Below are 25644 nucleotides of genomic sequence, written 5' to 3' on the forward strand. Positions count from 1 at the left end.
CGCCCCTCACCCCCTCACCAGGCACCCCTCACAGGGCACGAATCGCCGTTCTGGTTGCACGAAACCCCGATTGAAACGTTTCGGAATGAAGTGACCCGCCAGTTCATGCCCGGCAGCTGTTCAGCCCTCCTGGCTGCAGCGTCGGCTGATCACGGCTCATGGTGGACGAGGCCCCCAGCCCATCCACGACGTACCATGCTGACACCAGCCGACATGGCCGCATGAAGGAGGTGGGCCAACATGACCACGGCGTTGGACGTCCTGAAGTACATCAACGAGAAGCACAGCCCACTGAACGAGGCGCAGTACCAGAAGTGGCTGTACTACGTGCAGGGATGGTCGCTGGCCTGGCACGGGACTCCGATGTTCGAGGACCGGATCGAGGCCTGGGCCATGGGTCCTGTCGTGCCCACGGTGCGTTCCAGCTGCCACGTCAACGGACCTTCCGACCTGAGCCCTGAGCGGCGTGCCACGATCGATGCCGTCGTGGACCACTACCGCGCATGGACGGGCGGTGAGTTGAGCGACAGGGCACATCGCGAATCCCCATGGCTGGAGGCCCGGGGCCCCCTCCCCGAGGGCGCACGAAGCACCGCCGAGGTGACCCGGGAGTCGATGCTCTGGGAGTTCACCGCGCAGTCCCTGCGAGGACAGGGCCCCAAGAAGCCTCCCCTGCCTCATCGGGAGCCGGACTCGGACTCAGTGCTGGAGCTGGCATCCAGGGCGAGTCGACGGTGGAGCCACACCTTGGCCCTCCTCGCCGAGTGACGGTCGTCATCAGCGTTGATCTCTGCCTTCAGATCCACGAGACGGAGATCAACGCTGGAATCTTGCGGGACAGAGGTCTGCTGGAGACAGCCGTGGCCGCGCCTTTCACCGGTTTCGGGGATCAAGAAGCCTTCCCGACACTCGTTGAGAAAGCGGCACGCGGCACGAGGGTGAGCACACGGTGTCCTTGACAGTGCCTGAGTTGACCCAGTGGCCTGGGCGGTGCGTGCGCCTCAGCGATTCCTCAACGTGAAGGTGGAAAACTGGCACCAGAGGGTAGAATTACTCCATGAGTCTCAACATCAAGGACGAACGCATCCATGAGATGGTGCGCGAAGCTGCCTCGAGGACCGGGCTCAGCCAGACCCGTGTGGTGGAGAAAGCTGTCAGCGACCTGCTGGGACGCCTTGCGACTGAAAAGGCGCGTCACGGGCTGGATGAGCTCCTGGACCGGGTTCATGCGGAGTTGACCGCAACAGGCGGTCCACTGGACTTCGACTCGCTCTATGACCCTGACACAGGACTACCGCGATGATCGTCGATCCGTCAGCCATCGCCGCCATCCTCTTCCGGGAGCCGGAGCGGGAACACTTCCGTGCGCTGCTGGAACAGCGCGGTGCGCTCATGTCAGCGCCCAGCCGCCTGGAACTGGCGATCGTGCTGCGCAACAGAGGGGTGTCAGAGGTGAGCGCCACACTTGATGCATTGCTCGCGGGTCTCAGCATAGAGATCGCGTCATTCACCCCAGAACAGGTCCGGATCGCCGAGGAGGCCCACAAGAGGTTCGGTCGCGGGAGTGGGCACCCCGCCAGGCTGAACTTCGGTGACTGCATCACCTATGCGCTGGCCAAGGACCGGGATGAACCGCTGCTGTTCAAGGGGGACGACTTCACCCACACGGATCTGATACCTGCGGTGTGAACCCTCCACCTGATGATGGCCGTTTCGTCCATGCCAGGATCGCATCGGGGAGAGCATCATGTCAGGCATGACCTCTTTCGCAGCAGTGTCCGTCGTCACCCACGACATGGCGGCGGCCATCGACTTCTACTCCTGTCTGGGATTGCGCCTGGCCTCCGGCGGCCCGACCGACGACCACGTCGAGTTCGACGGCGAGGGCGTACGGCTCATGCTCGACACCGAGACCCTGATCTCGCAGCTGGACCCCACATGGCGACGTCCCACGGGAGGGCACGCCATCGCCCTGGCCTTCCAGTGCTCCGCCCCCGCTGAGGTCGATGCCCTCTTCGAGGCACTGACGACGCTCGGGGCCAAGGCCAAACAGCAGCCATGGAACGCCTTCTGGGGACAGCGTTACGCATCGGTGCTCGACATGGACGGCAACCAGGTGGACCTGTTCTGCCCGCTCTGATCAGTCCGGCCCCAGATCGCGACGGTCCCGCCACAGGTGGGAGGCATCGGCGTATCCCGAGCAGGCAGCGGCATCGGTCATCGACATCCCTTGGGCAAGCCGCTCCTCCGCCTCCCTGAGACGCAGGACCCGCTGGAGATGCTTCGGGCCGTAACCGAACCAGCTCGCGCACAACCGCCGAAGCTGTCGGGTGGACCAGTTGGCCCCCTCCGCGACGCTCACCACGGACTCCCCGTCGGCGAGTGCCCGCGCCACTCGCATGGCCTTGTCGGCCTCTGCGTCATACAGGGTGAGCAAGGTCTTCGGGGCTTTGAGCTGAGTCGGGGTGATCTCCAGCCGGGACACCGCCGCAAGAGGGACGACCTGGTCCAGGAGTTGCTGCGCCGGAACCCCCAACAGGTGGGGAAGCAGCCCCGGGTGGAACCGAACCCCCCAGAGTGGGCGATGAGCCCTGGGTACGAAGCGGCGAGCCCGTGAATCGGGGCCTGCCACCATCACCGTCTCGCCGTCGGTGACCAGGTCCATGCAGCCATCGGCCGGGATGATGCCCGGCTGTGTGGCACCAACGGTTTCCCATGCCGTGGCCAACGGGAGCGGCTTCATCAGTTACCCGCCAGCGCCAGCACCTCGCCGTGGACGACCGCGAACCAGCCATCCCTGCTCTCCGCCCAGAGGCGCCAGTCGGCGGCCATCTGCTCCAGATCGGCGCGGGTGGCCAGTCCCAGTTCGACTGCGCGCGGGCCGAAGGAGGTCACACAGCGTTCCGCCCAGGTCTCCGCCCACCACGCCCGCTCCTCATCGGTGCTGTAGCACCAGGTGCTGGCCGACGCTGTGACCTCGTCGAACCCGGCCTCGTGGCACCAGGCCTTGAGGCGACTCCCGGCGTCAGGTTCCCCACCGTTGGCCCGCGCCGTCGCGATGTAGATCTCCTGCCAGGCAGCCATCCCCTCGTACTGGGGGTACCAGGTCATGGCGGAGTAGATCGCATCCCGGGCCGCGACGATGCCACCCGGCCTCGTCACCCATAGCATCTCCTTGAGCGCCGTGACCGGATCGGGCAGGTGCTGGAGGACCTGGTGGGCGTGGACGACATCGAAGTACTCATCGGGCCAGAGCAGCTCGTGGACATCCCCCTGGACGAGCTTCACCCCGTCGATTCCCCGGGCCTGCAGGGTGGCTCGCGCCGCATCCAGGGCCGCCTCGACGTTGTCCAGCCCGATGACCTCACCGGGCGCGACGAGTTCGGCCAGGTCGGCGGTGATGGTGGCTGGACCGCAGCCGACGTCCAGCACCCGCTGGCCGGGCCTCAGGTACGGCAGCAGGTATGCGGCGGAGTTCTCCGCGGTGCGGCTGGCGTGGGAGGCCAGCACCGCCTCGCCGTGGCCGTGGGTGTAGGTCATCTCTGCTCCTTGGGACGAATCCCGGTGTTTTCTGCCATTCTTCACGCCCAAGGGCTCAGCAACGGCCGAGGAGTGGCAGAAAACCCCGTACCTCGATCGATGCCGCTACATTGGAGCGGATCTTCGGGAGGAATCGTGGCAGAACTGGGACGTTGGACACGCGCGATGCGCACCGGGTTGGGCACCGACACCGCGCACCGGGCGGTGGTGCCGCCCATCCACCTGTCGACGAACTACGTCTTCGCCGCCCCCGATGAGCCGGGCCGCTACGACTACTCACGCGCCGGCAACCCCACCCGCGACCTGCTCGCCGAGGCCCTGGCCGAGCTCGAGGGTGGGGCCGGGGCGGTCCCTGTGGCGACGGGGTTGGCAGCCATCACGCTGCTGGTGGAGGGAGTCGTCCCCGTCGGCGGCGTGGTGGTGTGTCAGCACGACTGCTACGGCGGCACCTGGCGGCTGCTCGACCACCTGGCCGGGAAGGGCCGACTGGAGGCGCGTTTCGTCGACGTGGGCGATCCCACCACCTTCACCCGGGCTCTCGACGGCGCGTCGCTGGTGCTGGCGGAGAGCCCGTCGAATCCGCTGCTCCGGATCACCGACATCCGGGCCACCGCCGAGGCCGCCCACGCGGCAGGCGCTCTGCTGGCGGTGGACAACACGTTCTGTTCGCCACTGCTGCAGCACCCCCTGGAGCTGGGGGCCGATCTGGTGCTGCACTCCACCACGAAGTTCATCAACGGCCACTCCGACGTGGTGGGCGGCGTGGTGATCGCGGGGGACGCGGAGCAGGCCGAGCATCTCCGCTGGTTGGCGAACGTGCTGGGACTGACCGCAGGCGCGTTCGACTCCTACCTCACGCTCAGGGGGCTTCGCACCCTTGATGCACGGATCCGGATGCACGCGCTCGGCACCGAGGCGGTCATCGAGGCGGCCCTCGGGCACCCGGCGGTCGCGACCCTGCACTGGCCCGGTCTGCCGGAGCATCCCGGGCACGAGGTGGCCGGGCGTCAGCAGTCGGGTTTCGGGTCGCTCATCAGCATCGACCTGGCCGGTGGCCGCGCGGCGGTCGAACGGTTCCTGGACGGCCTGCCGATCTTCCACCTGGCCGAGTCCCTGGGCGGGGTGGAGTCGTTGATCTGTCATCCCGCGACGATGACCCACGCCGGGATGTCCGCCGAAGCCCGGGCGAGAGCGGGCATCACCGACGGGCTGGTGCGCCTCAGCATCGGCCTGGAGTCACCCGAGGACCTGGCCCGGGCCATCCGCGAGGCCTTGGACCGGGCAGCGCAAGAACTTCCCTGTTGAGGCCCCATCAACTGAGCTCTTCGCTCCCTTCCAAGCTCACCACCCAACGCTTGATGCGCTCTTTCAGTGCTTCCAGTTCGGTTGCTGAGACACCGTAGGCCACCACATCACGAGGGGTGACCCGCTGAACCGCTGCCAGCTGGGTGGCAAACATCCGGGAATCGAAGCCCGGGTCCCTTTCCGCTGCTGCCTCCAACAGCTCTTGATCTGTGAAAAGCCCTGCCTGACGGATTGAGTCAACATCAAGGTAGTCTCGGGGCTCAGCCCGTGAGTAGAGGGCAGAAATTTTGTTGCCGACAGCATCCTCCACAGCAAGCACTGGCCCCACTTCGAGGGCGACAGGCTCTCGTTCACGCCAGTCGATGCCCATGTCAAGGTCGAGGTCCACTCCATCCGGCGTTCGGAGTTGAAGGCGCGTGAATCCTGCTGCTCGCCGCTCCACTTCGACCACGCAACCGGCCTGCCGCAGGTCTCTCATGACCTGATCCACAGCGTTGTCGAAGGTTTCTGGCTCCGTGTTTGAGGTGAACAAGTCCACATCCTCCGTCGGCCGCTCTGTGAGTCCGTGCGCACGGATGGCACCCGAGCCTGCCAGCGCAAACCCGGCTTCCTTCACGCCGTGAAGCGCTATCCGGGTCACCTCCTGTTGAGCCCGACTGACCGAGGTCATGCCGCCCCCTGGCACAGTTCCGGGAAACGCTCCTCCCAGAGGTCCTTGGCACGTCGAGGAAGCAGCAGAACACTCCACACCTCGATCAGCCGCTCTTTGTTGAGCACTGCAATCTGATCCGCAACGGTACCCTCTGATATGACAGCCCGATAGGCCAAGCCCACCCCGCCTGGCTCCTCCAGGTCGATGTGCCGACTTCCCGGCGCCCAGAGCACTGAGTGACGCAGTTCAACCAGCCCGTTCCTGGGGCCACGCAGATCCGCCAAGCTCTTGGGAACCGCATAGGGTTTGATGTCCCGGAAGTGAACCCGAGCTTCATTCGTCATGTCATCTCCTCTCCAATATCAGTGTGTCAGCACCGAGCACAATCTTGAGATCACGCATCTGAGTTGAGTTTACCGGTTTCGCCCTTCTGCTTTCCGCCCGTTTCCCACAACGACGCAACCGGCAGCGCCCACAGTCGATCCTCCGCCCTGGCCGAGGTGACGGAGTTCAGCACCACACCGGCCAGGAACTCGTCCCCCCAGTCGCTCCCGCAGCGCGATGAGATGCCTGAAATGGGCCTGGGTCGGGCTGACAGCCGCCTTGACCTCCACGGTGATGATCCCCGTCGGGGTCTCGATGATGAGGTCCACCTCGCCCCCGTGCCGGTCGCGGTAGTGGGAGAGTTCAAACGTGGTGGTGCCCCAGCCCTGTTGGCGCAGCAACTCATTCACGACGAAACACTCCAGGAGCATCCCGAAATGCTCAGCCCCGCTCATCGCGGCCAGGTGTTCGGCGCCCAGCCCCAGGAGCGCGGCCGCGAGTCCTGAATCGGTGACCTGAATCTTGGGGCGGCTCACCTGACGACGAGTCAGGCTACGCGACCATGCCGGGATCAGACGTATCAGGAACAAGGACTCCAGGACATCCAGATAGCGGCGGACCGTTGGGCGCGAGATTCCCAGTGTCTCCGCGAGCCGCTCCTGGACCAGCTCACCACCGACAGAACTCCCGATCAGCCCGAGGAGCCGACGCAGTACGGGAACCTGAAGCGTCCCCAGATCGGCCGAATCCCGCTCGAGCAGCCGATCGACGTAGTCCCTCAACCAGGTCTGACGGGAGGATTCGGACAGCTGTTGCACCCTGGGGCAACCGCCCACGGCGACCCGTCACACGAGTTCCGCCCTGTCTCCCGGTGACTGCATCTCGGGCACACCGGCGACGACGGTGACCCAGTCGTCACGGCGCTGCTCCACCTCTCCTTGCGAGAATGGCTGGAGCCGCACGGTCAGAGCCCGTCCCGCAAGGGAGTCCTCGGTGCCGGGGACACGCAGCAGGTTGGCCGACCTGGTGAGAATGAACCTGCCCGGCCGCGGGTCGGAGTCCACGACGTACTTCAACGGCAGCACCAGTTCGGGGCTCCGTTGCACCTCATCGATGACGAGTCTGCGTTCCCCGGCTTGCTGCAGGAAGCCCATGGGGTCCTCACGGGCCAGCTGCCGTGCAAGAGGATCATCCATGGTCACCTGCATCGTGTTTCCTTCGCCCCCCAGCATGGCCGCCAGCGTTGACCTGCCCACCTGCCTTGCCCCCTCGACCACCACGACGGGGCTGAACTGGAGCAGCTCGGTGAAACGCTCACGAAGGTGTCCGGGTACCAGTTCCACACCCACACCATGGCCCGGATCTCCGATTCGCCACCCCGAGAACTGCGTTTCGCCGCAGCCCTGGCGGGCTATCCTGATCCCGTGCCGACAACGCTCACCGACGACTTCGACCCTGCCGTGGTCCAGCAGATCCAGGCCCGCCTCGACGAGGTGGAGACCGAGCACGGCGTGGCGGTGGTCTGGGCGGTGGAGTCGGGCAGCCGGGCCTGGGGGTTCCCCTCACCCGACTCGGACCACGACTGCCGGTTCCTCCACGTCCGTCCGCTCGAGGACTACCTGTCCCCCTGGCGCCCCCGCGACGTCATCGAGACCCCGCTCGACGCGGTGCTCGACGTGAACGGCTGGGACCTCATCAAGGCCGTGCAGTTGGCGACCGCCAGCAACGCCACCGTCGCGGAGTGGCTGCAGTCCCCCTTCGTCTACCGCGGGGACTCAGACTTCGCCGCCGAGCTGCTCCAGCTCTGCCGCGAGGTCGTGTCCCTGCCCGCCATCACCCGCCACTACCACCACGTCGGACGGTCCCACTGGAACCGCTCCGGCGCCGGGGAGGGCAACACCATCGCGCTGAAGAAGCTGTTCTACGCCATCCGCCCCGCAGCCGCCCTGCACTGGATGAGGACCCACTGCTCCCCGCTGCCACCGATGCACCTACCGACGCTGCTGGCGGAGGCACCGCCCGAGACCGACGTCGTCGACGCCGTCACCGAACTCATCGCGGCCAAGGCGACCACGCGGGAGCTGGGCGAGGGTGTCGTCCCCGAACCCATCCGGCGATTCGTCATGCACGAGTTCACCCTGGCCGAGGACGCAGGTTCTCGCCCCGCCCCCAAGGAGTACGCCCTGGCCAGGGCGACCTTCATCGACCTGGTACGACGTTTCGCGCCGAGCTGAGGTGTCAGTCCGCTCACCCATGTGCACCGCCGCTTGGCCCAGCGCGAGGGACTCAAATACAATGGTCGGACCAGATTTGAGTCCCTTCCAGGAAAGAAACGCATGACCACGCTCGCAGACCCCCCTGCGGAAACCAGCACCAGCACCGATCCGTGGGAGGGGTTCAGCCCCGGTCCATGGCAGGAGACCATCGACGTCCGCGACTTCGTGCAGCGCAACTACACCCCCTACACCGGCGACGCGTCCTTCCTGGCGGGGCCGACGGCCAAGACCCTGCGCATCTGGGAGACCCTCGAGCGCGACTACCTGTCGGTGGAGCGCGCCCGGCGCGTCTACGACGTCGACATCGACACCCCGGCCGACATCGACGCCTTCGCCCCCGGTCACATCAGTGCCGACGACGACGTGATCGTCGGGCTGCAGACCGACACCCCGCTCAAGCGCGCCATGATGCCCTTCGGCGGTTGGCGCATGGTGGAGACCGCCATCAGGGAGGCCGGGAAGGAACCCCGGCCGGAGATCAAGGAGATCTTCACCACGTACCGCAAGACCCACAACGAGGCGGTCTTCGACGTCTACACACCCCGCATCCGGGCCGCCCGCTCCGCCCACGTCATCACCGGTCTCCCCGACGCCTACGGGCGGGGTCGCATCATCGGGGACTACCGTCGCGTCGCGCTCTACGGTGTCGACAGGCTGATCGAGTCCAAGCAGGCCGACAAGGACGCCGTCGACGAGGCCCCGTTCAGCGAGCACTGGGCCCGGTTCCGTGAGGAGCATGCCGAGCAGATCAAGGCCCTGAGGAAACTCAAGGCGATGGCGGCCAGCTACGGCTTCGACATCTCCGGCCCGGCGCGCACCGCCCAGGAGGCCGTGCAGTGGACCTACTTCGGGTACCTGGCCTCGGTGAAGTCCCAGGACGGTGCCGCGATGAGCATCGGTCGCCTCTCGGCCTTCTTCGACTGCTGGTTCCAGCGTGACCTCGCCGCAGGACGTCTCACCGAGGAGGGCGCGCAGGAGATCATCGACGCCCTGGTCATCAAACTGCGGATCGTGCGCTTCCTGCGCACCATCGACTACGACCAGATCTTCTCCGGCGACCCGTACTGGGCCACCTGGTCCGACGCCGGTCTCGGTGAGGACGGTCGCCCTCTGGTGACGAAGACCTCCTTCCGCCTGCTGCAGACCCTGCGCAACCTCGGCCCGGCACCGGAGCCGAACATCACCATCTTCTGGGACCCGAGACTGCCCCAGGGTTACAAGGACTTCTGCGCCGCGATCTCCATCGAGACCTCCTCGGTGCAGTACGAGGCGGACGAGCAGATCCGCTCCCACTGGGGCGACGACGCCGCCATCGCGTGCTGCGTGTCCCCGATGCGGGTCGGCAAGCAGATGCAGTTCTTCGGCGCCCGGATGAACGCGGCCAAGACGTTGCTGTACGCCATCAACGGTGGCCGCGACGAGATGACCGGCAAGCTGGTGGTCCCCGACCACGAGGGCGTCCAGGGCGACGGGCCACTCGACTTCGACGACGTGTGGCTGCGTTACGAGAAGATGCTCGACTGGGTGGTGGCCACCTACGTCGAGGCCCTCAACATCATCCACTGGTGCCACGACCGCTACGCCTACGAGGCCATCGAGATGGCGCTGCACGACTCCGAGATCGTCCGGACCCTGGGCTGCGGCATCGCGGGGCTGTCCATCGTCGCGGACTCCCTGTCGGCCATCAGGTACGCCACGGTCACCCCGGTGCGCGACGAGACCGGTCTGGTGGTGGACTACGTCACCGAGGGTGACTTCCCCACCTACGGCAATGACGACGACCGGGCGGACGAGATCGCCGCCGCCATCGTGCACACCGTGATGAGCAAGATCAAGGAGATCCCGCTGTACCGGGATGCCATCCCCACCCAGTCGGTGCTGACCATCACCTCCAACGTCGTCTACGGCAAGGCGACGGGGTCCTTCCCGTCGGGCCACCGCGCCGGCACCCCCTTCGCCCCGGGCGCGAACCCGGAGAACGGCGCCGACAACCACGGCATGCTGGCCTCGATGCTGTCCGTGGGCAAGCTGGACTACGCCGACGCCTTGGACGGCATCTCGCTGACCAACACCATCACCCCGTCCGCCCTCGGACGCACCAAGCAGGAGCAGGTGGACAACCTCGTCGGCATCCTCGATGCCGGTTTCGTGCCCGAGGGCTGCTGACCCACGACCACTGGAGGAGAAGAACAATGGCTGTCAAGACCTACGCCGAGCGTGTGGCGGACATGAAGGCACAGCGTCAGGAGCGCGGTGACGCACCGGGGCTGTTCCACGCCAACATCAACGTGCTCAACCGGGAGACCCTCGAGGACGCGATGGAGAACCCGGAGAACTACCCGAACCTGACGGTCAGGGTCTCCGGCTACGCGGTGAACTTCGTGAAACTCACCAAGGAGCAGCAGCGCGACGTGCTGTCCCGCACCTTCCACCAGGGGTCGTGACCTCACCCGCCGTCGACGGTGTCTCCGGCGAGTTCCGCCTCGCCCCCACCCCGCTGGGGCTCCCCCGGCTGCGGCCGGGAGGGGCGGGAACCGCCGGGATCGACATCACCGACGATCTCGAGCGTCCGGAACATCTGGCACTGGTGCGCGACGGCCGACTGGCCTCGATGCACTCGTGGGAGCTGGTGACCGGCGTGGACGGACCGGGCACCCGAATGACGGTGTTCCTGTCGGGATGTCCCCTGCGGTGCCTGTACTGCCACAACCCGGACACGATGTTCGCGGCCAAGGGCCAGCCGGTGCACCTGACGGATCTGGTGGGACGTCTGAGGCGCTACCGCGGGATCTTCCGCACCACCGGAGGTGGGCTCACCATCTCCGGCGGGGAGCCACTCATGCAGCCCGCCTTCGTGGCACGGCTGCTGCGCGAGGCGAAGGAATTGGGCATCCACACCGCCGTCGACACCTCGGGTTTCCTCGGGGCCAATGCCTCCGATTCCCTGCTGGACGACGTGGACCTGGTGCTGCTCGACATCAAGTCCGGCATCCCGGAGACCCATCGCCGCGTCACGGGCCGCGACCTCGGACCCACCCTGGAATTCGCCCGCCGACTGGCTGAGCGTGGCTCGGAGGAGGTGTGGGTCCGGTTCGTGCTGGTCCCGGGTCTCACCGATGCCGTCGAGAACATCGAGGCGGTGGCAGACGTCGTCAGCCAGTTGCCGGTGGTGACCCGGGTCGAGGTGCTGCCGTTCCACCAGATGGGCCGCGACAAGTGGGCGAGCCTCGGTCTGCCCTACGACCTGGCTGACACCTCCCCACCGTCACAGGATCTGGTGGACCGGGTCCGGGAGCAGTTCCGGACCCGCGGGCTGACCGCTCTGTGAGAGTTTCTTCGGGAAAAACCGCATGTCATCGGCCGAAATCTCCAGTTCGTCCGTCGAGAGGCCCTAAAATCACCCTGTGCCCAGGTTCCTCGCAGCGAAGCCCGATGCAGCGCTGATCCGCCTGCCGTGGAACACCCCGTTGGCGGATTGGCCCACCCAGTACCTCGTCGCCCTGCCACGAGGCATCTCCCGTCACGTCGTCCGGTTCCTCCAGGTGGGCGACGACATCCTGGCGGCCAAGGAGATCCTGGAGGAGGTCGCGGTCCACGAGTACCGGCAGCTCACCGAACTGCGACGGCTCGGGGTACCCTGCGTCGAACCGGTCGGTGTGGTGCTCGGACGTACCACCAGCGACGGTGAACCGCTGGACCCGATCCTGCTCACCCGGCACCTGCCGTTCTCCCTGCCCTACCGGGCGCTGTTCTACTCGGGTGTGAAGCTGGACACCGTGAACCGGTTGCTGGACGCGATGGTGGCGTTGTTCGCCCGCCTCCACCTCACCGGTTTCTACTGGGGCGACGTGTCGCTGTCCAACATCTTGTTCCGGCGTGACGCCGGTGAGTTCGCCGCCTACCTCGTCGACGCCGAGACCGGCGAGGTGCACGAGCGGTTGACCAACGGGCAGCGGGCACACGACCTGCAGATCGCCCGCACCAACCTGTTCGGCGAGTTCTGTGACCTGGAGGCGGGCGGGATGCTCGACCCGTCGCTGGACCCGCAGTGGTTGGTGGAGACCATCGAGGAGCGCTACCACAACCTGTGGGCGGAGCTGACCGGGGTCGAGGAGTTCTCCGAGGAGGAGATGTACCGGCTGGAAGGACGGGTGCGTCGGCTCAACGCGCTCGGCTTCGACGTCGCGGAGATCGACGTGCGGACCTCGCCGGATGGCCGCACCATCACGATGCAGCCGAAGGTCGTGGAGGCCGGGCACCACGCCCGTCGCCTGATGCGGTTGACGGGTCTCGACGCGGAGGAGCACCAGGCCCGGCGGCTGCTCAACGACATGGACACCTTCCGGGCAAAGCTGCCGGGAACCATGAGTGAGTCGGTGGCGGCCCACAAGTGGTTGATGGAGGTCTTCGAACCGGCGGTGGGTCGGATCCCGGCCCACCTGCAGGGCAAACGCGACCCGGCCCAGTTCTTCCACGAACTGCTGGACTACCGCTGGTACCAGTCGCAGCGGGAGCACCGGGAGGTCTCGACGGAGGAGGCCGCGGCAGGCTACATCGCGGACGTGCTGACGACCCTGCCGGATGAGCACATGGGCAACGTGGAGCCGGTCGGGCAGGAGTTGGTCAACAAGTACGACCCGTCGCACGGCTTCGTCGACGACGACTACGAGAAGCCCTACGACCCGTGGGAGGACGAGGCCAACGACCCGGAGGTGCCGGTGATGGTCGGCTTCGACATCGAGGCGCTGAGGGCCAGGGCCGCAAAGGGGCAGTAGAGCCCGCACATATCGTCTGGCATCTATACTCACTAGATGTCGTGGGACGTGTGGCTCTGGGAGGACGTGGAGACATGGCTTCTGGCGCTGGACAGCAAAACCTACGACTTGGTTGTAGCCGCAATCACTCGCCTGGAGTCGGTTGGGCCCCAGCTCGGTCGTCCGATGGTTGACCGCATCAAAGGTTCCAGGCATCACAACATGAAAGAGCTTCGGCCGGGATCAGCAGGACGAAGCGAGGTTCGAATACTGTTCGCATTCGACCCTGCTCGTCGCGGGGGACAAGGCGGGCAGGTGGCAGCAGTGGTATGACCACACCATACCCATCGCAGATGACAGGTTCGACGAGTGGCTGACGAGTGAGGAGGAACGGAATGATGGCCAAGGTCCGCGTGACGGCTTGGCGTGATGTGCGAGCCAAGCGTCCTGTTGACGAGCAGGCCGTTGCCGCACACATCACACGCATGGAGACAGCGGAACGCGCCTGGCGCCTCCGAGAGGTCCGCGAGGAGCAGGGTCTGACCCAGAAGGAACTGGCTGAGCGCATGTCTCTCACCCAACCAACAATCTCCGCGCTGGAATCTGGAGACCTTGATCGTTCCGGCCTCGCTACCCTCAGGTCCTATGTCGAAGCCCTTGGCGGCACCATTGAGGTCACCGCCACCTTCGGTGATCGTACGCTGGTCCTCCTGCCTCGCACCTGAAATCCTGCTGACCACCCGCGGACCACGGCCGCGCTGAACACGTGGGAGAGGTCGGCTCCAGTAGACTGCTGCGGGTGACGCTACGCCTGTACAACACCGCCACCCGCACGGTCGAGCCGTTCCAGCCCTTGGTTCCGGGCAAGGTCTCGATCTACCACTGTGGCCTGACCGTGCAGGCCTCCCCGCATCTGGGCCACATCCGCAAGGAGGTGGTCTTCGACGTGCTGCGACGCTGGCTCACCCACTCCGGCCTCGAGGTCACCGTCGTGGCCAATGTCACCGACATCGACGACAAGATCCTCGCCAAGTCCGCCGAGGCCGGGGTGGAGTGGTTCGCCCACGCCTACCGCTACGAGCGGGAACTCCACGACGCCTACGCCGCGCTCGGCTGCCTGCCCCCCACCTATGAGCCCCGCGCCACCGGCCACATCCCCGAGATGATCGAACTCATGGCGGCACTCATCGAGCGCGGCCACGCCTACGTCGCCCCGGACGGCTCGGGGGACGTCTACTTCGACGTGAGGTCGTGGCCCCGCTACGGCGAGCTGTCCGGACAGCGCCTCGACGAGATGGCCCCGGCCGAGGACGCCGACCCCCGGGGCAAACGGGATCCCCGTGACTTCGCCCTGTGGAAGGGCCGCAAGGAGGGCGAACCCCTCACCGCGTCGTGGCCCACCCCGTGGGGGCGTGGTCGACCGGGCTGGCACCTGGAGTGCTCCGCGATGGCGGGCAAGTACCTGGGGGAGGTCTTCGACATCCACGGCGGCGGCATCGACCTGCGGTTCCCCCACCACGAGAACGAGCTGGCGCAGTCCGCCGCGGCCGGACGCGGTTTCGCGCGCGTCTGGATGCACAACGCCTGGGTGACGATGGCGGGCGAGAAGATGAGCAAGTCCCTCGGCAACACCGCGCTCGTGTCGGAGGTCACCAGACTCTTCGACCCCCGCGCGGTCCGGTTCTTCCTGCTGGCCCCGCACTACCGCAGCCAGATCGAGTTCTCCCCCGCCGATGTCGACAGCCGCGGTTCACTCGCAGAGTCGGAGAAGAGCATCCAGCGCATCGACGCCTTCCTCGCCTCGGCCAAGGAGCATGGCCACACCGACGGGACCGTGGGCGGACCGCAGTGGGAGGCCTTCGCCGCCGCCCTCGACGACGACCTCGCCACCCCTGCTGCCGTCGCCGCCCTCTTCGATGCGGTCCGTGCGGGCAACCGGGCCCTCGCCGATCACGGCACCGAGGCGGCCGACCTGTACGCCACCGTCGCCCGGATGACCACCGTGCTCGGGATCAACCCCGACGACGACCCGTGGGTCCGAGATGCCGCCGTCGATGACCTGACCCCCGTCGTGGACCAGCTCGTGGCCACGCTCCTGGCCGAACGTGCCGAGGCCAGGGCCGCCAAGGACTGGACCCGCGCCGACGCCATCCGTGACACCCTCGCCCATGCGGGCCTGACCATCACCGACACCCCCGACGGGGCACGGTGGAGTCTGGAGAAGAACTGATGCCCGGTAATTCACAACGACGCGGCGCAGGTCGTCGCGGCAGGTCCAACACCGCCGGTTCCGGTGGGCGCATCCGGCGCTCCCTGGAGGGCAGGGGCCCCACCCCGAAGGCCGAGGACCGCGTCTACCACAAGGCCTACAAGGCCAAACAGGAAGCGCTGCGCAGACAGGCGAACCGTCCCAGGAAGACCACCCGCACCGCCGTCGGGGCCGACTGGGTGGTGGGCCGCAATCCCGTGCTGGAGGCCCTGGAGGTAGGACTGCCGGTCAAGCAGGCCTACGTCGCCGACGGCGCGGAACGCGACGACCGGTTGCGCGACATCCTGAAGTTCGCCGCCGAGCACTCCCTGCCGCTGCTGCAGGTCACCCGAGCCGAGCTGGACCGTGTCACCGGCGGGCTCGTCCACCAAGGGGTGGCACTGCAGCTCCCGGCCTTCGAGTACACGGATGTCGAGGACGTCTTCGACGCCGCCTTCGAGGTTCCCTCCCAGGGCCTGGTGGTGGCCCTGGACGGTGTCACCGATCCTCGCAACCTGGGCGCGATCATCCGCTCCGCAGCGGCCTTCGGGGCCCAGGGCGTGGTGATCCCGGCACGACGTTCGGCATCGATGACCGCCGCCGCGTGGAAGACCTCGGCCGGGGCAGCGGCCCGCATCCCGGTGGCGAAGGTCACCAACCTCAACCAGACCCTGCGGAAGGCCTCCGATGCGGGCTTCACCGTCGTCGGTCTGGCCGGTGAGGGTGAGACCCCGCTCAGCGCCCTGCCGGGCGGTGAGGGCCCGGTGCTGCTGGTGGTCGGTTCCGAGGGTGAGGGGTTGGCCAGGCTGGTGCGGGAGCACTGTGACGCCTTGGTGGCCATCCCCATCGCGAGCACCGTCGAATCCCTCAATGCCTCGGTGGCGGCCTCGATCGCGTTGTACGAGATCACCCAGCAGCGCACCTGAACCCCCTGGACGGCTGTGGCCCCCACCCGTACCGGGTGGGGGCCACACACCTGTCGTGGGCGAATCCTCACTCGTTGAACGGCTGCCAGCCGTCATCACACTTGAAGTTCCGGTCGTCCTTGGGCTCGATGAGGTAGGAGTCGACCTTCTCCGTGGCGCAGGTGCTGCGCCGGTAGGCGACGTGACCCCAGCTGTTGGCGATGATCAGCCGCGAGTTCGGCAGCATCCGGGCCACCTCGGAGGCGTTGTGGACGTTGGTCGCAGGGTCGAACACGTTGCCGACCACCATCACCGGGGCCGAGGTCCGCTTGTTGAACGGTCCCCGGTAGGAGTCCTCGTCACGGGCCTTCCACGCGGGTGAGGCGCAGGCCGCCTGGTTCCAGAACCAACTCTGTCCGAAGTACGGTGAGCGTTGCTTCTCGACCTCGCTGTAGCGACGCATGACCCGCTCACTGGGATGCGAGCCCTCAGAGCAGATGACGCTCAGCATCCGGCTGTCGTTCCGGAGCTTCATCAGGCCAGCCTCTCGGATCCTCGGGTCGTTGGGAGAACCGGTGTTGTCCTCGACCGCCTCCTGCGCCTTCTCCTCCAGCCTGAGGAAGGACTGTCCCAGCACGGCCCGTTCGGCCTCGGGCATCGGGGTGGTCGGGTTCAGCTGGTCGACGACACCGACGTACTCGACGACGAGCTCGACGGTCTCCGGCGCGTAGAGCAGGCCGAGCATGACCCCGGTGAAGCGCTGGTAGGTGATGACCTGTTCGCTGCCGTCCGGATCCGAGAAGGTGATGGGCTGCTCCTGGAGTCGGGTCAGCACCCGGTCGAGGGCCGCCTCGGGATCGGCCACGGGACAGTCCTGCACCTTCGCGCAGCGCTCCATGAGGGCCTTGATGGCGTGATCGGCACCTTCCGCAGAACCGATCCTCACCCCGAACGGGATCGTGGAGGTGTTGAAGCTGCCGAGCCACTCGGTGGGGTTGATCACCCCGTCGATCACCAGCGCCCGCACCCGGTCCGGGTACATGTTGGCGTACACCTGGCCGAGGTAGCTGCCGTAGGAGAAGCCGAAGTAGGACAGCTTCTCGTCGCCCACGGCCCGACGCAGCATCTCCATGTCACGTGCCACCTGGGAGGTGCTCATGGCCGATGCCATCTCCTTCCCGTGACTGCCGCAGGCCTGACCGATGGTGCGTACACTCTTCTGGAAGACGGCCGTCTCCTCCTTCGTGACGGGGAAGATCATCTCCCAGGCCGGTTTCAGGGCCTCGATGGCCGCGTCGGGATCCTCGAAGCACTCGAGTGGGCTGCTGGCCCCGATGCCTCGTGGATCCATGCCGATGATGTCGAAGCGGTCCAGCACCTCAGGGCTGAGGGTGGCCCCAGAGTTCGCGGCGAAGTCCATGCCGGACCCCCCCGGCCCACCGGGGTTGACGAAGAGACTGCCGATCCGCTGCTCCGGGTTCCGGGCGGGCACCTTCAGCACCGACACCGTGATCCGGGCGCCGTCCGGCTCGTCGTAGTCCAGCGGCAGGCTCACCTCGGCACACAGCTTCTCCCGGTACTGGGACTGCTTGCAGGGCTGCCAGTCCAGGGTGGGGGTGGGCAGGTTGTCCACCCGGGCTGCCTCCTGTGGTGACGTGGTCTCGTGCGGGGGTGGGTCATCGGCAACGGCGTGGGGGGCGGGAGATGCGATCCCCAGCCCCACCAGGCACGCAGCGACGACACCACCGGCCCACATCCGTCGTGATGTTGACCGTCTCGGGGTGTGTGTTGACATCGTTCCTTGCCTTTCCAAGCGTCCTTGCAGAGGTGCCCATCACTCAGCCTAGGAAGCGAAGGGGGCAGCGGACAGGCAAACAGGTCTCGAATGGACACCCAGACGACATCGGAGTCTCCAGGAGCGGTGCGCGATGGCGACCCCGGAGTGATCATGGTTCTCCGGAAGAGTTATGTTAGGTCTGCCTTAAGCGACATGAGAATGGAGATCCGATGACAGCGGGCGAGAATGACACACTGCAGATCCACACCGCTCGAGCTGATCGTCCAGGCAACTCCGTCCTGCACACCCGGACCCTCATGACCGTCGCCGCCTGCGCCGTCGTCGGAGCAGTCGTGGTCATCCCCCTCAGCTACGTCAGCATCACGCTCGCGGTGTCCCCCGTCGGCATCATGGCCGTCTGCTCCTTGATGGGGCTGTGGCTGCTGCCCTTCATGCTGCCGGGAGCCCTCACCCAGAAACCGGGTGCCATCATGATCGCCGCCCTGATCATCGGCATCATCGGCACCTTCACCACCCCGTCCGGGGTCAGCTCCATCCTGGGCAACCTCATCGGCGGCGCCCTGGTGGAGATCCCCCTGGCCCTGCTGTTCTACAAGCACTGGAACTGGCTGGGATACGGGCTGGCCGCCTCGACCTTCGGGCTGTTCAACGGGTTGCTCTACTCGTCGATGCTCCAGATCCAGGTCACCACCCCTGAACTGCTCCTGATGGGAACGATCGCGTTGCTCTCCTCCCTCGTCGGTGTCGCCATCACCCTGGTCGTCGTGCGCAGTCTGCGGCGGGCAGGGATCGGGGTCAGGAACCACTGACCCATGCTCCGCCCCTCAGAGAACTCGCTGGCCACCTGCCGTGAGGTCGGGGTGAGGCATGCCGGGCACGAGACCTGGCGGCCCCGGAGCACCACCTTCTCCCTCACCCCGGGGAAACTCATCGCCCTCATCGGCCCCTCCGGCTGCGGCAAGTCGTCACTGACCCTCACGCTCAACGGTCTGATCCCGCACTCCGTCCCCGCGGCGTACCGGGGATCCGTGCTGATCCGGGGCCATGAGGTCGGGGAGCAGAGCATCGCGCAGCTGGCGACCACCGTCGCGATGGTGCTCCAGGACCCGGACTCCCAGATCGTCACGACGACGGTGTTGGACGAGGTGACCTGGGGGCTCAGCAACCTCAGGGTGCCCACCGACGAGATCCGGCTTCGTGCCCGTCAGGCCCTGATGCAGGTCGGGCTGCTCGAAGACGCATTCAGGAACCCGTGGGAACTCTCGGGTGGACAACGGCAACGTCTCGTCCTGGCCAGCGCCCTCGCGATGCGTCCTGCCCTGCTGGTGCTGGACGAACCCACCGCGAACATCGATCCGGCCAGCGGCCAGCACCTCTACCGTCTTCTCGCCGAGGTGGCCGGGCAGGGAACGGCGGTGCTCGTCGTGGAGCACGACCTGGATCCGGTGATCGGGTACGTCGACGAGGTGATCGCCCTCGACGCCACCGGCGCGACCCTGCTCCAGGGCCCTCCCCGCCAGGTCCTGCACCAAGGCCGTGACCTCCTGGCCGAGGCCGGGATCGTGCTGCCCACCTGCGTCCGCTGGGCGGCGGAATTCCCCGAACTGGAGGGCACCCTCACACTCACCGAGGGCGTCGACGCCCTCCGGGCCCACCCTGCCGCACGCCATCGGCTCGCCGCGCAGGTGACGGACTCCGCCCGCCCTGCGGTTGACAGCCCCGGGTTGTCCGTGGTGAACCTCAGCCTGCGACTCGGCCCGGGTGAACGGCGACGAACCGTGCTGGACGGGGTCAGCCTCCACGCCCCGGCCGGTGCGGTGACCGCCGTGATCGGGGTCAACGGTGCCGGGAAGTCCTCCCTGCTCAGCACCCTGGCCGGTCTCCACCCCACCGCCCGGGTCGACTCCTGTCGGCTCCCCTCCGGGCCACTGCGCCTGACCCGCCCCGACCATCGTGTCGGACACGTGTTCCAGAACCCGCAGCACCAGTTCCTCCACCCGACGCTGCGTGAGGAGCTCGCCCACGCGGGCCGCATCAACCGGGTTCCCGAGGAGGAACTGCAGGCGAGGGTGGATGCGGCACTGGCGGACCTGGCCCTCGGTGACGCCCGGGACCAGAGCCCGTTCCTGCTCTCGGGTGGACAGCAGCGCCGCCTGTCGGTGGCCACCGCACTCGGTGAGGGCCGCGAGGTGTTGTGCCTGGACGAACCCACCTTCGGTCAGGACGCAGCCTCCACCCGGACCCTGATGGACCTGCTGCACCGCAGCACCGCCCAGGGCACCACCATCATCATGGCCACCCATGACCTCGGACTGGTCCTCGAGCACGCAGCCCACGTGGTGCTGCTGCACGAGGGGCGGGTCATCACCGAGGGCCGCCCCATCGACGTGCTCACCAGCCCCGGCCTGACCGAGAGCGGTCTGAGGCCACCCCCGCTGCTCCAGCTCGTCGACGAGCCCGTCGAGGCCGCGCAGCCGGAGGCGACGGCGTCGTCGCAGCCGGACGAGGCGCTCTCGGAGCTCCCCGAACCCGCCGGGTCGCGCCTGGGCCCCTTGACCCTGTTCCTCGGTGTCCTTCCCGCGCTGTTCCTCGTGCTGACGGCCAGACGCCCCGAGTTCGCCCTGAGCTGTCTCGCCCTCTCGTCGCTGTTCCTGCTGCTCAAGGGTCGCGGCACCCTCGGCGGGCGGTCCGTCATGGTGGCCGCCCTGTGGCTCGTGGCGGCCCTGCTCACCTGGTCGGGCATGACCGCCTACCGTTTCGACCTGCACGGTGTCTCCGAGAGCATCCAGGTGGGTCCCCTCGTCCTCGATCAGGGGCAGTGGCTGGCCGGGCTCCGCAGCGGGGTGCGGATCGCGGCACTGCTGGCCCTGGTGCTGGTCTCCGGCACCCTGACCTCACCGCAGGACCTGTTGAGATCCCTCACCCGGACCTTCCGGCTCCCGGTGCGCATCGCGCACGCCGGCATGGCGGCCACCGCCTTCGTGGAACGGTTCCGCGCCGAGCACCGCGTCATCCGTCAGGCGCGGCACCTGCGCGGCACCCGCGCTCCCCGCTGGCTGGCCCCGATCACGGTGTGGGCCGGTTCGGTGATCCCGTTGCTGGTCAGCGCCGTCCGTCATGCCGAGCGGGTCTCGATGGCGATGGATGCGCGGGCCTTCGGGGCCCACCGCAGCCGCACCGAACTCAGCGACGTGCGGTGGCGCACGACCGACACCCTCGCCCTCATCACCCTGTGGGCCACGATCCTCGCCGTGGCCCTCGTCCTCCACCACCTCAACCTCCTCGGAAGGATCAGCCTTGAGCTCGAACACCATGGTTGAACCCACCACCCAGCCACCGCGCACCGTCTGGGACCTCATCGCCAGCGCCAGGGGATCGATGATCCTCGCATTCTGTCTGGCCGCGGCAGGAGCGGTGTTGAAGGTGGTCCCCTACATCGCGCTCGTCGAGATCGCCCGACGCCTCCTGTCCCGGGACCTCAGCCCCGGGCCGTTGTGGTCCTGGGTGCTGGTCGCGGTGGTCTCGATGCTGCTCCACGTGGTGCTGTACGGGACCGCGCTCGGCCGCAGCCACGTCGCCGAGGCCAAGTTGCGAGCAGAGCTGCGGCAACGCCTCGTCGACACGCTGGGACAGGTGAACCTCGGCTGGTTCACCTCCCGCAGCTCGGGACAGATCCGCAAGTCCGTGGCGAAGGACACCGCTGAGATCCACGTGCTGGTGGCCCACCTGGCCGGGGACCTGGCCAATGCCGTGTTCAGCCTACTGGCCTCCCTGGTCTACCTGTTCTGGCTCGACTGGCGCTTCGCCCTCCTCCTGCTCGGGGGGACGGCGGTCCTGCTCGTGGTCGTCTACTTCCTCAGCATGACCGGGCTGGCCGAGACCTACCGGGCCTACGGGGAGTCGGAGCGGGAACTGTCCCATGCCACCGTCGAGCTGGTCGACGGCATCAAGGAGGTGAAGAACTTCGGGATGGCGGACAGGGTCTTCGGCCGGTTCGACCGTGCCCAGAAGCACCACGAGCAGGTCTCGGTGACCTGGCTGGAGCGCCAGGGCCTCGGGATGTCACTGGTGGCAGCGGCGATGCAGCCCGCCGTGGTCTTCACCGTCACCGTCGCAGTGGGGCTGCTGTGCACCCTCCAGGGGTGGCTGGACCCGGTCACCGTGGTGGCCTTCGCGCTGGTGTGGGTGGGCCTGCCGGAGGGGATGACGACCCTGGCCGACATGTCCCAGCGCCTCTACACCGCCAAACAGGCCGCCACCAACACGCTGGCCATCCTGCAGGCCCCCCGCCTGCCGGAGCCCGAGGTCTCCCTCCCCGCCGTCGAGGACGCCCCCGCCGTCGAGCTGCGGGACGTCTCCTTCGCCTACGAGAAGGGGATCAACGTCATCGAGGGGTTGTCGCTGAGCTGTCCGAAGGGTTGCGTCACCGCGCTGGTGGGTCCCTCGGGCGGTGGCAAATCGACGGTGGCGAAGCTGATCTCCCGGTTCTGGGACGTCGATTCCGGACAGATCCTGATATCGGGTCGCGACGTGCGACAGCTGCGGACCAGCGATCTGATGTCGTCGCTGTCCCTGGTGTTCCAGGAGGTCCGGCTGAGCCACGACACGGTGCGCGCCAACATCGCACTCGGACGGGACGGCGCCACCGACGAGGAGATCGAGGAGGCGGCACGGGCAGCCTGCATCCACGATCGCATCATGCAACTGCCCGACGGCTACGACACCGTGATCGGTGAGCAGGCCCATCTCTCCGGTGGTGAGGCGCAGCGGCTGACCATAGCGCGGGCCTTCCTCGCCGCCGCCCCCATCCTGATCCTGGACGAGGCGACGGCCCAGGCCGATGCGCATTCCGAACGACTGATCCAGCAGGCCATCAGCAACCTGGCCGTGGGTCGTACCGTCATCGTCATCGCCCATCGACTGGGCACCATCCAGGGGGCCGACCAGATCGCCGTCATCGACGGCGGCAGGCTGATCGAGTGCGGCACCCACGACGACCTGGTCGCCGCCGAGGGCCGCTACGCCCAGATGTGGCGGGGGCAGCAGCCGGTGGCCGACAACACCGAGGAGGAGCCATGCTGAAGCAGTTCCGTCGCTACCTGGACAGGCCGCAGGTCCTCCTGCGCACCGTGGTGGGTTATTCCGTCGCCGCAGTGCTGCAGGGGCTCACCTTCGTCGCCATGATCCCCTTCCTGCGCGTCTACCTGAGCGGCGACCCGGCGACGGCACTGCCGTGGCTGTGGCTGCTGCTGGGGCTGGCAGCGGCCACCTTCCTGCTGCAGTTCCTCACCCTCTACCGCTCCCACCGGGTCTCGGTGGTCGATGTCTGCGGCAACCTCATCCACAAGATCGGCAAGAAGGTGGCGGGGTTGCGGCTCGGCTGGTTCACCGCCACCACCCCCGGTGAGGTCGCCTCGCTCACCTCGACCCAGGCCAATGTGCTGTCGCACCTGGGCTCCATCGTCCTGCCGGGGCTGCTGGGGGCCACCGTCGTGCCCGCGACGGTGCTGGTGGCCCTGCTGTTCGTGGACTGGCGGATGGCCCTGGTCCTGGGATTGGCGGTGCCCGCCGGTTGGCTGGTGTGGCACTGGGGGCTGAAGGTGCTGAAGGCGGAACAGGACCAGGAACCGGCGCTCGTGGCCGCCAGTGCCGGGCGGTTGATCGAGTACGCGCAGCTGCAGCCGGTGCTGAGGGCCCGTGGTCTGCACGGCACGGCCTGGCGACCGCTCGGCCGGACCCTGTCCGAGGAGGACACGGCCATGACCCGGCTGCTGCGGCTGCAGGGACCACCGCTCGGTGCCTCCGCCCTGGTCGCCCAGACCCTGTTCACGGCGGTGCTGGCGGTCGGTCTGTGGTTGGCACTCGGCGGTTCCCTGGATGTCCCGACATTCCTCGCCATCGCATTGCTCAGCACCCGGTTCACCACCCCACTGTCCCAGGCACTGCTGTACCAGGGTGAGGTGCAGAAGGCCGGCATCGCCCTGCAGGAGATGGGCAGGGTGCTGGATGAGCCGACCCTCCCGGAGGGCACCGCACCTCAGCCGTTGACGAGCCATGACATCGAGTTCCACGACGTCGGCTTCGCCTACGACGCCTCACGGCCGCTGCTCGACGGGTTCTCGCTGCGCGCACCGCAGGGTCGGATCACGGCGCTGGTCGGACCGTCGGGGTGCGGCAAGTCGACGTGCCAGAAGCTGGTGGCCAGGTTCTGGGACGTGGATTCCGGGCGCATCACCATCGGTGGTGTGGATGTGCGGGAGATGCCCACCGAGCAGCTCATGGGGATGGTCTCGATGGTGTTCCAGGACGTGTACCTGTTCGACACCACGATCCTGGAGAACGTGCGGCTGGCCCGTCCACACGCCAGCGACGAGGAGGTGGCCGAGGCAGTGCGTCGCGCACGGCTGGACTCGGTCGTGGCTCGGCTTCCCGAAGGGCTTCAGACGCGGGTGGGCGAGGGTGGACTGCGGCTCTCCGGCGGTGAGCGGCAGCGGGTGTCCATCGCCCGGGCTTTCCTCAAGGACTCCCCGATCCTGCTGCTGGACGAGATCACCTCGGCGCTGGATGCGGAGAACGAGGCGTTGCTGACCCGGACCCTCGCGGAGCTGTCGGAGGGCCGCACCGTCGTGGTGATCGCCCATCGGCTGACCACCATCATGAACGCCGACTCGGTCGCGGTGCTCTCGGGCCGGGAGAAGGGCGAGGCGACCCGCATCGTCGAGCAGGGTTCCCCCGATGAGCTGGTCGCTTCCGGTGGGCTGTTCGCTGATCTGGTCGCGGACTCCCGGGCCGTGAGCCGCTGGCGGCTCGGCTGATCAGGACCGGGTGAACTCCCCACCGCTGGGGTGGACCACGTGGCAGGGGGCGTCGTCGTCCGCGCGCCAGGCGACGGTGAGGCGGTCACCCCAGGTGGGGGCCAGCGAGGCGACGAGGGCGGCCGCGAGGGTCTCGGGGTCGTCGGTGGGCAGGGTCATCTCGTGCCAGCGGTCGGGTTCTGCTCCGGTGGCGGTGCTCATCCGCCGGGCGTGGGACAACACGGCGGCCATCTCGTCGATCCCCTGGTCCGGCCAGGGGTCGAATCGGCCGCTCTCGCTGTGGCGTTCGTGTTCCTCTTCCGTGATCCCTGAGATGCGCGCGACGACCGTCGGTGTGCCGCCGCCCTCGGCGAGGAGGTGCCGGATGCGGGCGTGGGCGGCGTCGGAGGTGGTGAACCACTCGAGGACATCGGTGCCGTTGACGCGGATGACGGTCTCGTCGTCGCCGTGCCAGGCCTGCCACATCGGGGGCAGCGGCCACGGCAGCTCCGGGTAGTGCTGTGGCACGGCCGCGAAGACGGACGCGTTGACCTCGTCCATGGGACCGTCACCGCGAACCCCGGGGCGGAACTCGCCGAGCGGGCCGGTGCCGTCGTTCCAGCTCCACATGGCTCCGAGGCACTCCGAGATGAGCATTCCGGTGAGCCACACGCTGGTCGGGAGTTCGTGGGGCGAGAACTCGAGTTCCGCGACGGGGTCGTCGCCGCCCGCTGGCACCAGCAGCAGCCAGGCCTCCTGGTCCTCGGTCCAGATCACGATGCGGTCGCCGTCGCGGGTGATGGTCTCCGGGGTCGCGGCCGGGTCCTGGACCGCGCGGAGTCGGTGCCCGAGGATCTCGAACCATTCCCGGAGGACGGCGGGCAGCGGCAGGCCGAGACGTTCCTCGATGACGGCGAGTTCCTCGGCCGTGCAGCCGTCGGCCGCGACGAGGGGGTCCCGGTGCCAGCCGATGACACGTCTCACCTGCTCCCAGCGAGGTCGGGACAACAGTTCCTGCTGACGTCGGGACATGGTCATGGGGTACACC

At 67.5% G+C, this 25644-nt stretch carries 26 protein-coding genes; 18 read left to right on the top strand and 8 right to left on the bottom strand.

Annotated features, from left to right (window positions below; all coding sequences use genetic code 11):
* The first annotated feature begins 240 nt into the window (after positions 1 to 240).
* The 4 genes from EII34_RS04045 (at position 241) to EII34_RS04060 (ending at position 2140) form a co-directional block, all read left to right on the top strand.
* Positions 241 to 768: a Panacea domain-containing protein gene (locus EII34_RS04045; protein WP_124843181.1), complete on the top strand. Its 528-nt coding sequence runs from the start codon at positions 241 to 243 to the stop codon at positions 766 to 768.
* A gap of 289 nt (positions 769 to 1057) precedes the next feature.
* Positions 1058 to 1303: a type II toxin-antitoxin system VapB family antitoxin gene (locus EII34_RS04050; RefSeq protein WP_124843183.1), complete on the top strand. Its 246-nt coding sequence runs from the start codon at positions 1058 to 1060 to the stop codon at positions 1301 to 1303.
* On the top strand, positions 1300 to 1689 hold the full coding sequence (locus EII34_RS04055) for a type II toxin-antitoxin system VapC family toxin (RefSeq protein ID WP_124843185.1): 390 nt from the start codon (positions 1300 to 1302) through the stop codon (positions 1687 to 1689). The genes EII34_RS04050 and EII34_RS04055 overlap by 4 nt, the downstream gene beginning before the upstream one ends.
* Positions 1690 to 1756: 67 nt before the next feature.
* Positions 1757 to 2140 (top strand): VOC family protein, encoded by a 384-nt coding sequence (locus EII34_RS04060; protein WP_124843187.1) that lies wholly within the window; start codon positions 1757 to 1759, stop codon positions 2138 to 2140.
* On the opposite strand, the gene EII34_RS04065 is transcribed toward EII34_RS04060, so the two are convergent.
* Entirely contained in the window at positions 2141 to 2743 is a 603-nt protein-coding gene (locus EII34_RS04065) for a helix-turn-helix domain-containing protein (protein WP_124843189.1), read from the bottom strand. It abuts the gene before it with no gap.
* Positions 2743 to 3540 (bottom strand): class I SAM-dependent methyltransferase, encoded by a 798-nt coding sequence (locus tag EII34_RS04070; RefSeq protein WP_124843191.1) that lies wholly within the window; start codon positions 3538 to 3540, stop codon positions 2743 to 2745. Before EII34_RS04070 ends, EII34_RS04065 begins: the two co-directional genes overlap by 1 nt.
* Positions 3541 to 3675: 135 nt before the next feature.
* Here EII34_RS04070 and metB point away from each other — a divergent pair, with 135 nt between their 5' ends.
* Positions 3676 to 4845, top strand: a complete 1170-nt coding sequence (metB, locus tag EII34_RS04075) for a cystathionine gamma-synthase (RefSeq protein ID WP_260425046.1) — start codon at positions 3676 to 3678, stop codon at positions 4843 to 4845.
* Positions 4846 to 4852: 7 nt separating this feature from the next.
* Here the strand turns inward: metB and EII34_RS04080 are convergent, their stop codons facing one another.
* The 4 genes from EII34_RS04080 to EII34_RS16465 all read right to left on the bottom strand — a co-directional run bounded on the left by EII34_RS04080 (position 4853) and on the right by EII34_RS16465 (position 7164).
* Positions 4853 to 5515: a nucleotidyl transferase AbiEii/AbiGii toxin family protein gene (locus tag EII34_RS04080; protein ID WP_124843195.1), complete on the bottom strand. Its 663-nt coding sequence runs from the start codon at positions 5513 to 5515 to the stop codon at positions 4853 to 4855.
* Positions 5512 to 5841, bottom strand: a complete 330-nt coding sequence (locus EII34_RS04085; protein WP_124843197.1) for a transcriptional regulator — start codon at positions 5839 to 5841, stop codon at positions 5512 to 5514. Before EII34_RS04085 ends, EII34_RS04080 begins: the two co-directional genes overlap by 4 nt.
* 69 nt (positions 5842 to 5910) lie before the next feature.
* Positions 5911 to 6639 carry an ATP-binding protein gene (locus tag EII34_RS16460; protein WP_260425047.1) on the bottom strand — a complete coding sequence of 243 codons (729 nt, stop codon included), beginning with the start codon at positions 6637 to 6639 and terminating at the stop codon, positions 5911 to 5913.
* A 27-nt stretch (positions 6640 to 6666) separates the two neighbouring features.
* Entirely contained in the window at positions 6667 to 7164 is a 498-nt protein-coding gene (locus EII34_RS16465; RefSeq protein WP_260425048.1) for an AAA family ATPase, read from the bottom strand.
* On the opposite strand from EII34_RS16465, the gene EII34_RS04095 reads away from it, so the two are divergent.
* The 9 genes from EII34_RS04095 (at position 7144) to rlmB (ending at position 16025) form a co-directional block, all read left to right on the top strand.
* Entirely contained in the window at positions 7144 to 8055 is a 912-nt protein-coding gene (locus tag EII34_RS04095; RefSeq protein ID WP_260425049.1) for a nucleotidyltransferase domain-containing protein, read from the top strand. The two genes, EII34_RS16465 and EII34_RS04095, sit on opposite strands and share 21 nt — an antisense overlap.
* Positions 8056 to 8157: 102 nt before the next feature.
* On the top strand, positions 8158 to 10263 hold the full coding sequence (locus EII34_RS04100; RefSeq protein ID WP_124843199.1) for a pyruvate formate lyase family protein: 2106 nt from the start codon (positions 8158 to 8160) through the stop codon (positions 10261 to 10263).
* A gap of 26 nt (positions 10264 to 10289) precedes the next feature.
* A complete protein-coding gene (gene grcA2 / locus EII34_RS04105; protein ID WP_124843201.1) occupies positions 10290 to 10541 on the top strand; it encodes an autonomous glycyl radical cofactor GrcA2 in 252 nt (83 codons plus the stop codon).
* Positions 10538 to 11425 (top strand): pyruvate formate-lyase-activating protein, encoded by an 888-nt coding sequence (gene pflA, locus EII34_RS04110; RefSeq protein ID WP_124843203.1) that lies wholly within the window; start codon positions 10538 to 10540, stop codon positions 11423 to 11425. Before grcA2 ends, pflA begins: the two co-directional genes overlap by 4 nt.
* 76 nt (positions 11426 to 11501) lie before the next feature.
* Complete coding sequence (locus EII34_RS04115) at positions 11502 to 12872, top strand: DUF4032 domain-containing protein (protein WP_124843205.1); 1371 nt, start codon at positions 11502 to 11504, stop codon at positions 12870 to 12872.
* Between the two features lie 36 nt (positions 12873 to 12908).
* On the top strand, positions 12909 to 13184 hold the full coding sequence (locus EII34_RS04120) for a type II toxin-antitoxin system RelE/ParE family toxin (RefSeq protein WP_260425050.1): 276 nt from the start codon (positions 12909 to 12911) through the stop codon (positions 13182 to 13184).
* Positions 13185 to 13246: 62 nt separating this feature from the next.
* Positions 13247 to 13576, top strand: coding sequence for a helix-turn-helix domain-containing protein (locus EII34_RS04125; protein WP_260425051.1), 330 nt, complete (start codon positions 13247 to 13249; stop codon positions 13574 to 13576).
* A 74-nt stretch (positions 13577 to 13650) separates the two neighbouring features.
* The gene (cysS, locus tag EII34_RS04130) at positions 13651 to 15081 is read left to right on the top strand and encodes a cysteine--tRNA ligase (protein WP_124843207.1); all 1431 of its coding nucleotides are present in this window, start codon (positions 13651 to 13653) and stop codon (positions 15079 to 15081) included.
* Positions 15081 to 16025 carry a 23S rRNA (guanosine(2251)-2'-O)-methyltransferase RlmB gene (rlmB, locus tag EII34_RS04135; RefSeq protein ID WP_124843209.1) on the top strand — a complete coding sequence of 315 codons (945 nt, stop codon included), beginning with the start codon at positions 15081 to 15083 and terminating at the stop codon, positions 16023 to 16025. Before cysS ends, rlmB begins: the two co-directional genes overlap by 1 nt.
* A 67-nt stretch (positions 16026 to 16092) precedes the next feature.
* Here rlmB and EII34_RS04140 read toward each other — a convergent pair whose 3' ends face one another.
* Positions 16093 to 17799 carry an alpha/beta hydrolase gene (locus EII34_RS04140; protein WP_124843211.1) on the bottom strand — a complete coding sequence of 569 codons (1707 nt, stop codon included), beginning with the start codon at positions 17797 to 17799 and terminating at the stop codon, positions 16093 to 16095.
* A 212-nt stretch (positions 17800 to 18011) separates the two neighbouring features.
* Between EII34_RS04140 and EII34_RS04145 the strand changes: the two genes are divergently transcribed.
* The 4 genes from EII34_RS04145 to EII34_RS04160 are packed head-to-tail and all read left to right on the top strand — an operon-like array spanning position 18012 to position 24617.
* Positions 18012 to 18611, top strand: a complete 600-nt coding sequence (locus EII34_RS04145) for an ECF transporter S component (RefSeq protein WP_124843213.1) — start codon at positions 18012 to 18014, stop codon at positions 18609 to 18611.
* Between the two features lie 3 nt (positions 18612 to 18614).
* On the top strand, positions 18615 to 21122 hold the full coding sequence (locus EII34_RS04150; RefSeq protein WP_124843215.1) for an ATP-binding cassette domain-containing protein: 2508 nt from the start codon (positions 18615 to 18617) through the stop codon (positions 21120 to 21122).
* Positions 21100 to 22884 (top strand): ABC transporter ATP-binding protein, encoded by a 1785-nt coding sequence (locus tag EII34_RS04155; protein WP_260425052.1) that lies wholly within the window; start codon positions 21100 to 21102, stop codon positions 22882 to 22884. Before EII34_RS04150 ends, EII34_RS04155 begins: the two co-directional genes overlap by 23 nt.
* Positions 22878 to 24617: an ABC transporter ATP-binding protein gene (locus EII34_RS04160; RefSeq protein WP_124843217.1), complete on the top strand. Its 1740-nt coding sequence runs from the start codon at positions 22878 to 22880 to the stop codon at positions 24615 to 24617. The genes EII34_RS04155 and EII34_RS04160 overlap by 7 nt, the downstream gene beginning before the upstream one ends.
* On the opposite strand, the gene EII34_RS04165 is transcribed toward EII34_RS04160, so the two are convergent.
* On the bottom strand, positions 24618 to 25634 hold the full coding sequence (locus EII34_RS04165) for an SMI1/KNR4 family protein (RefSeq protein ID WP_185711175.1): 1017 nt from the start codon (positions 25632 to 25634) through the stop codon (positions 24618 to 24620). It lies immediately after the preceding gene.
* Positions 25635 to 25644 lie beyond the last annotated feature (10 nt).

It is taken from the genome of Arachnia propionica (genome assembly GCF_003859805.1).
In the GTDB taxonomy this organism is placed as follows: domain Bacteria; phylum Actinomycetota; class Actinomycetes; order Propionibacteriales; family Propionibacteriaceae; genus Arachnia; species Arachnia propionica_C.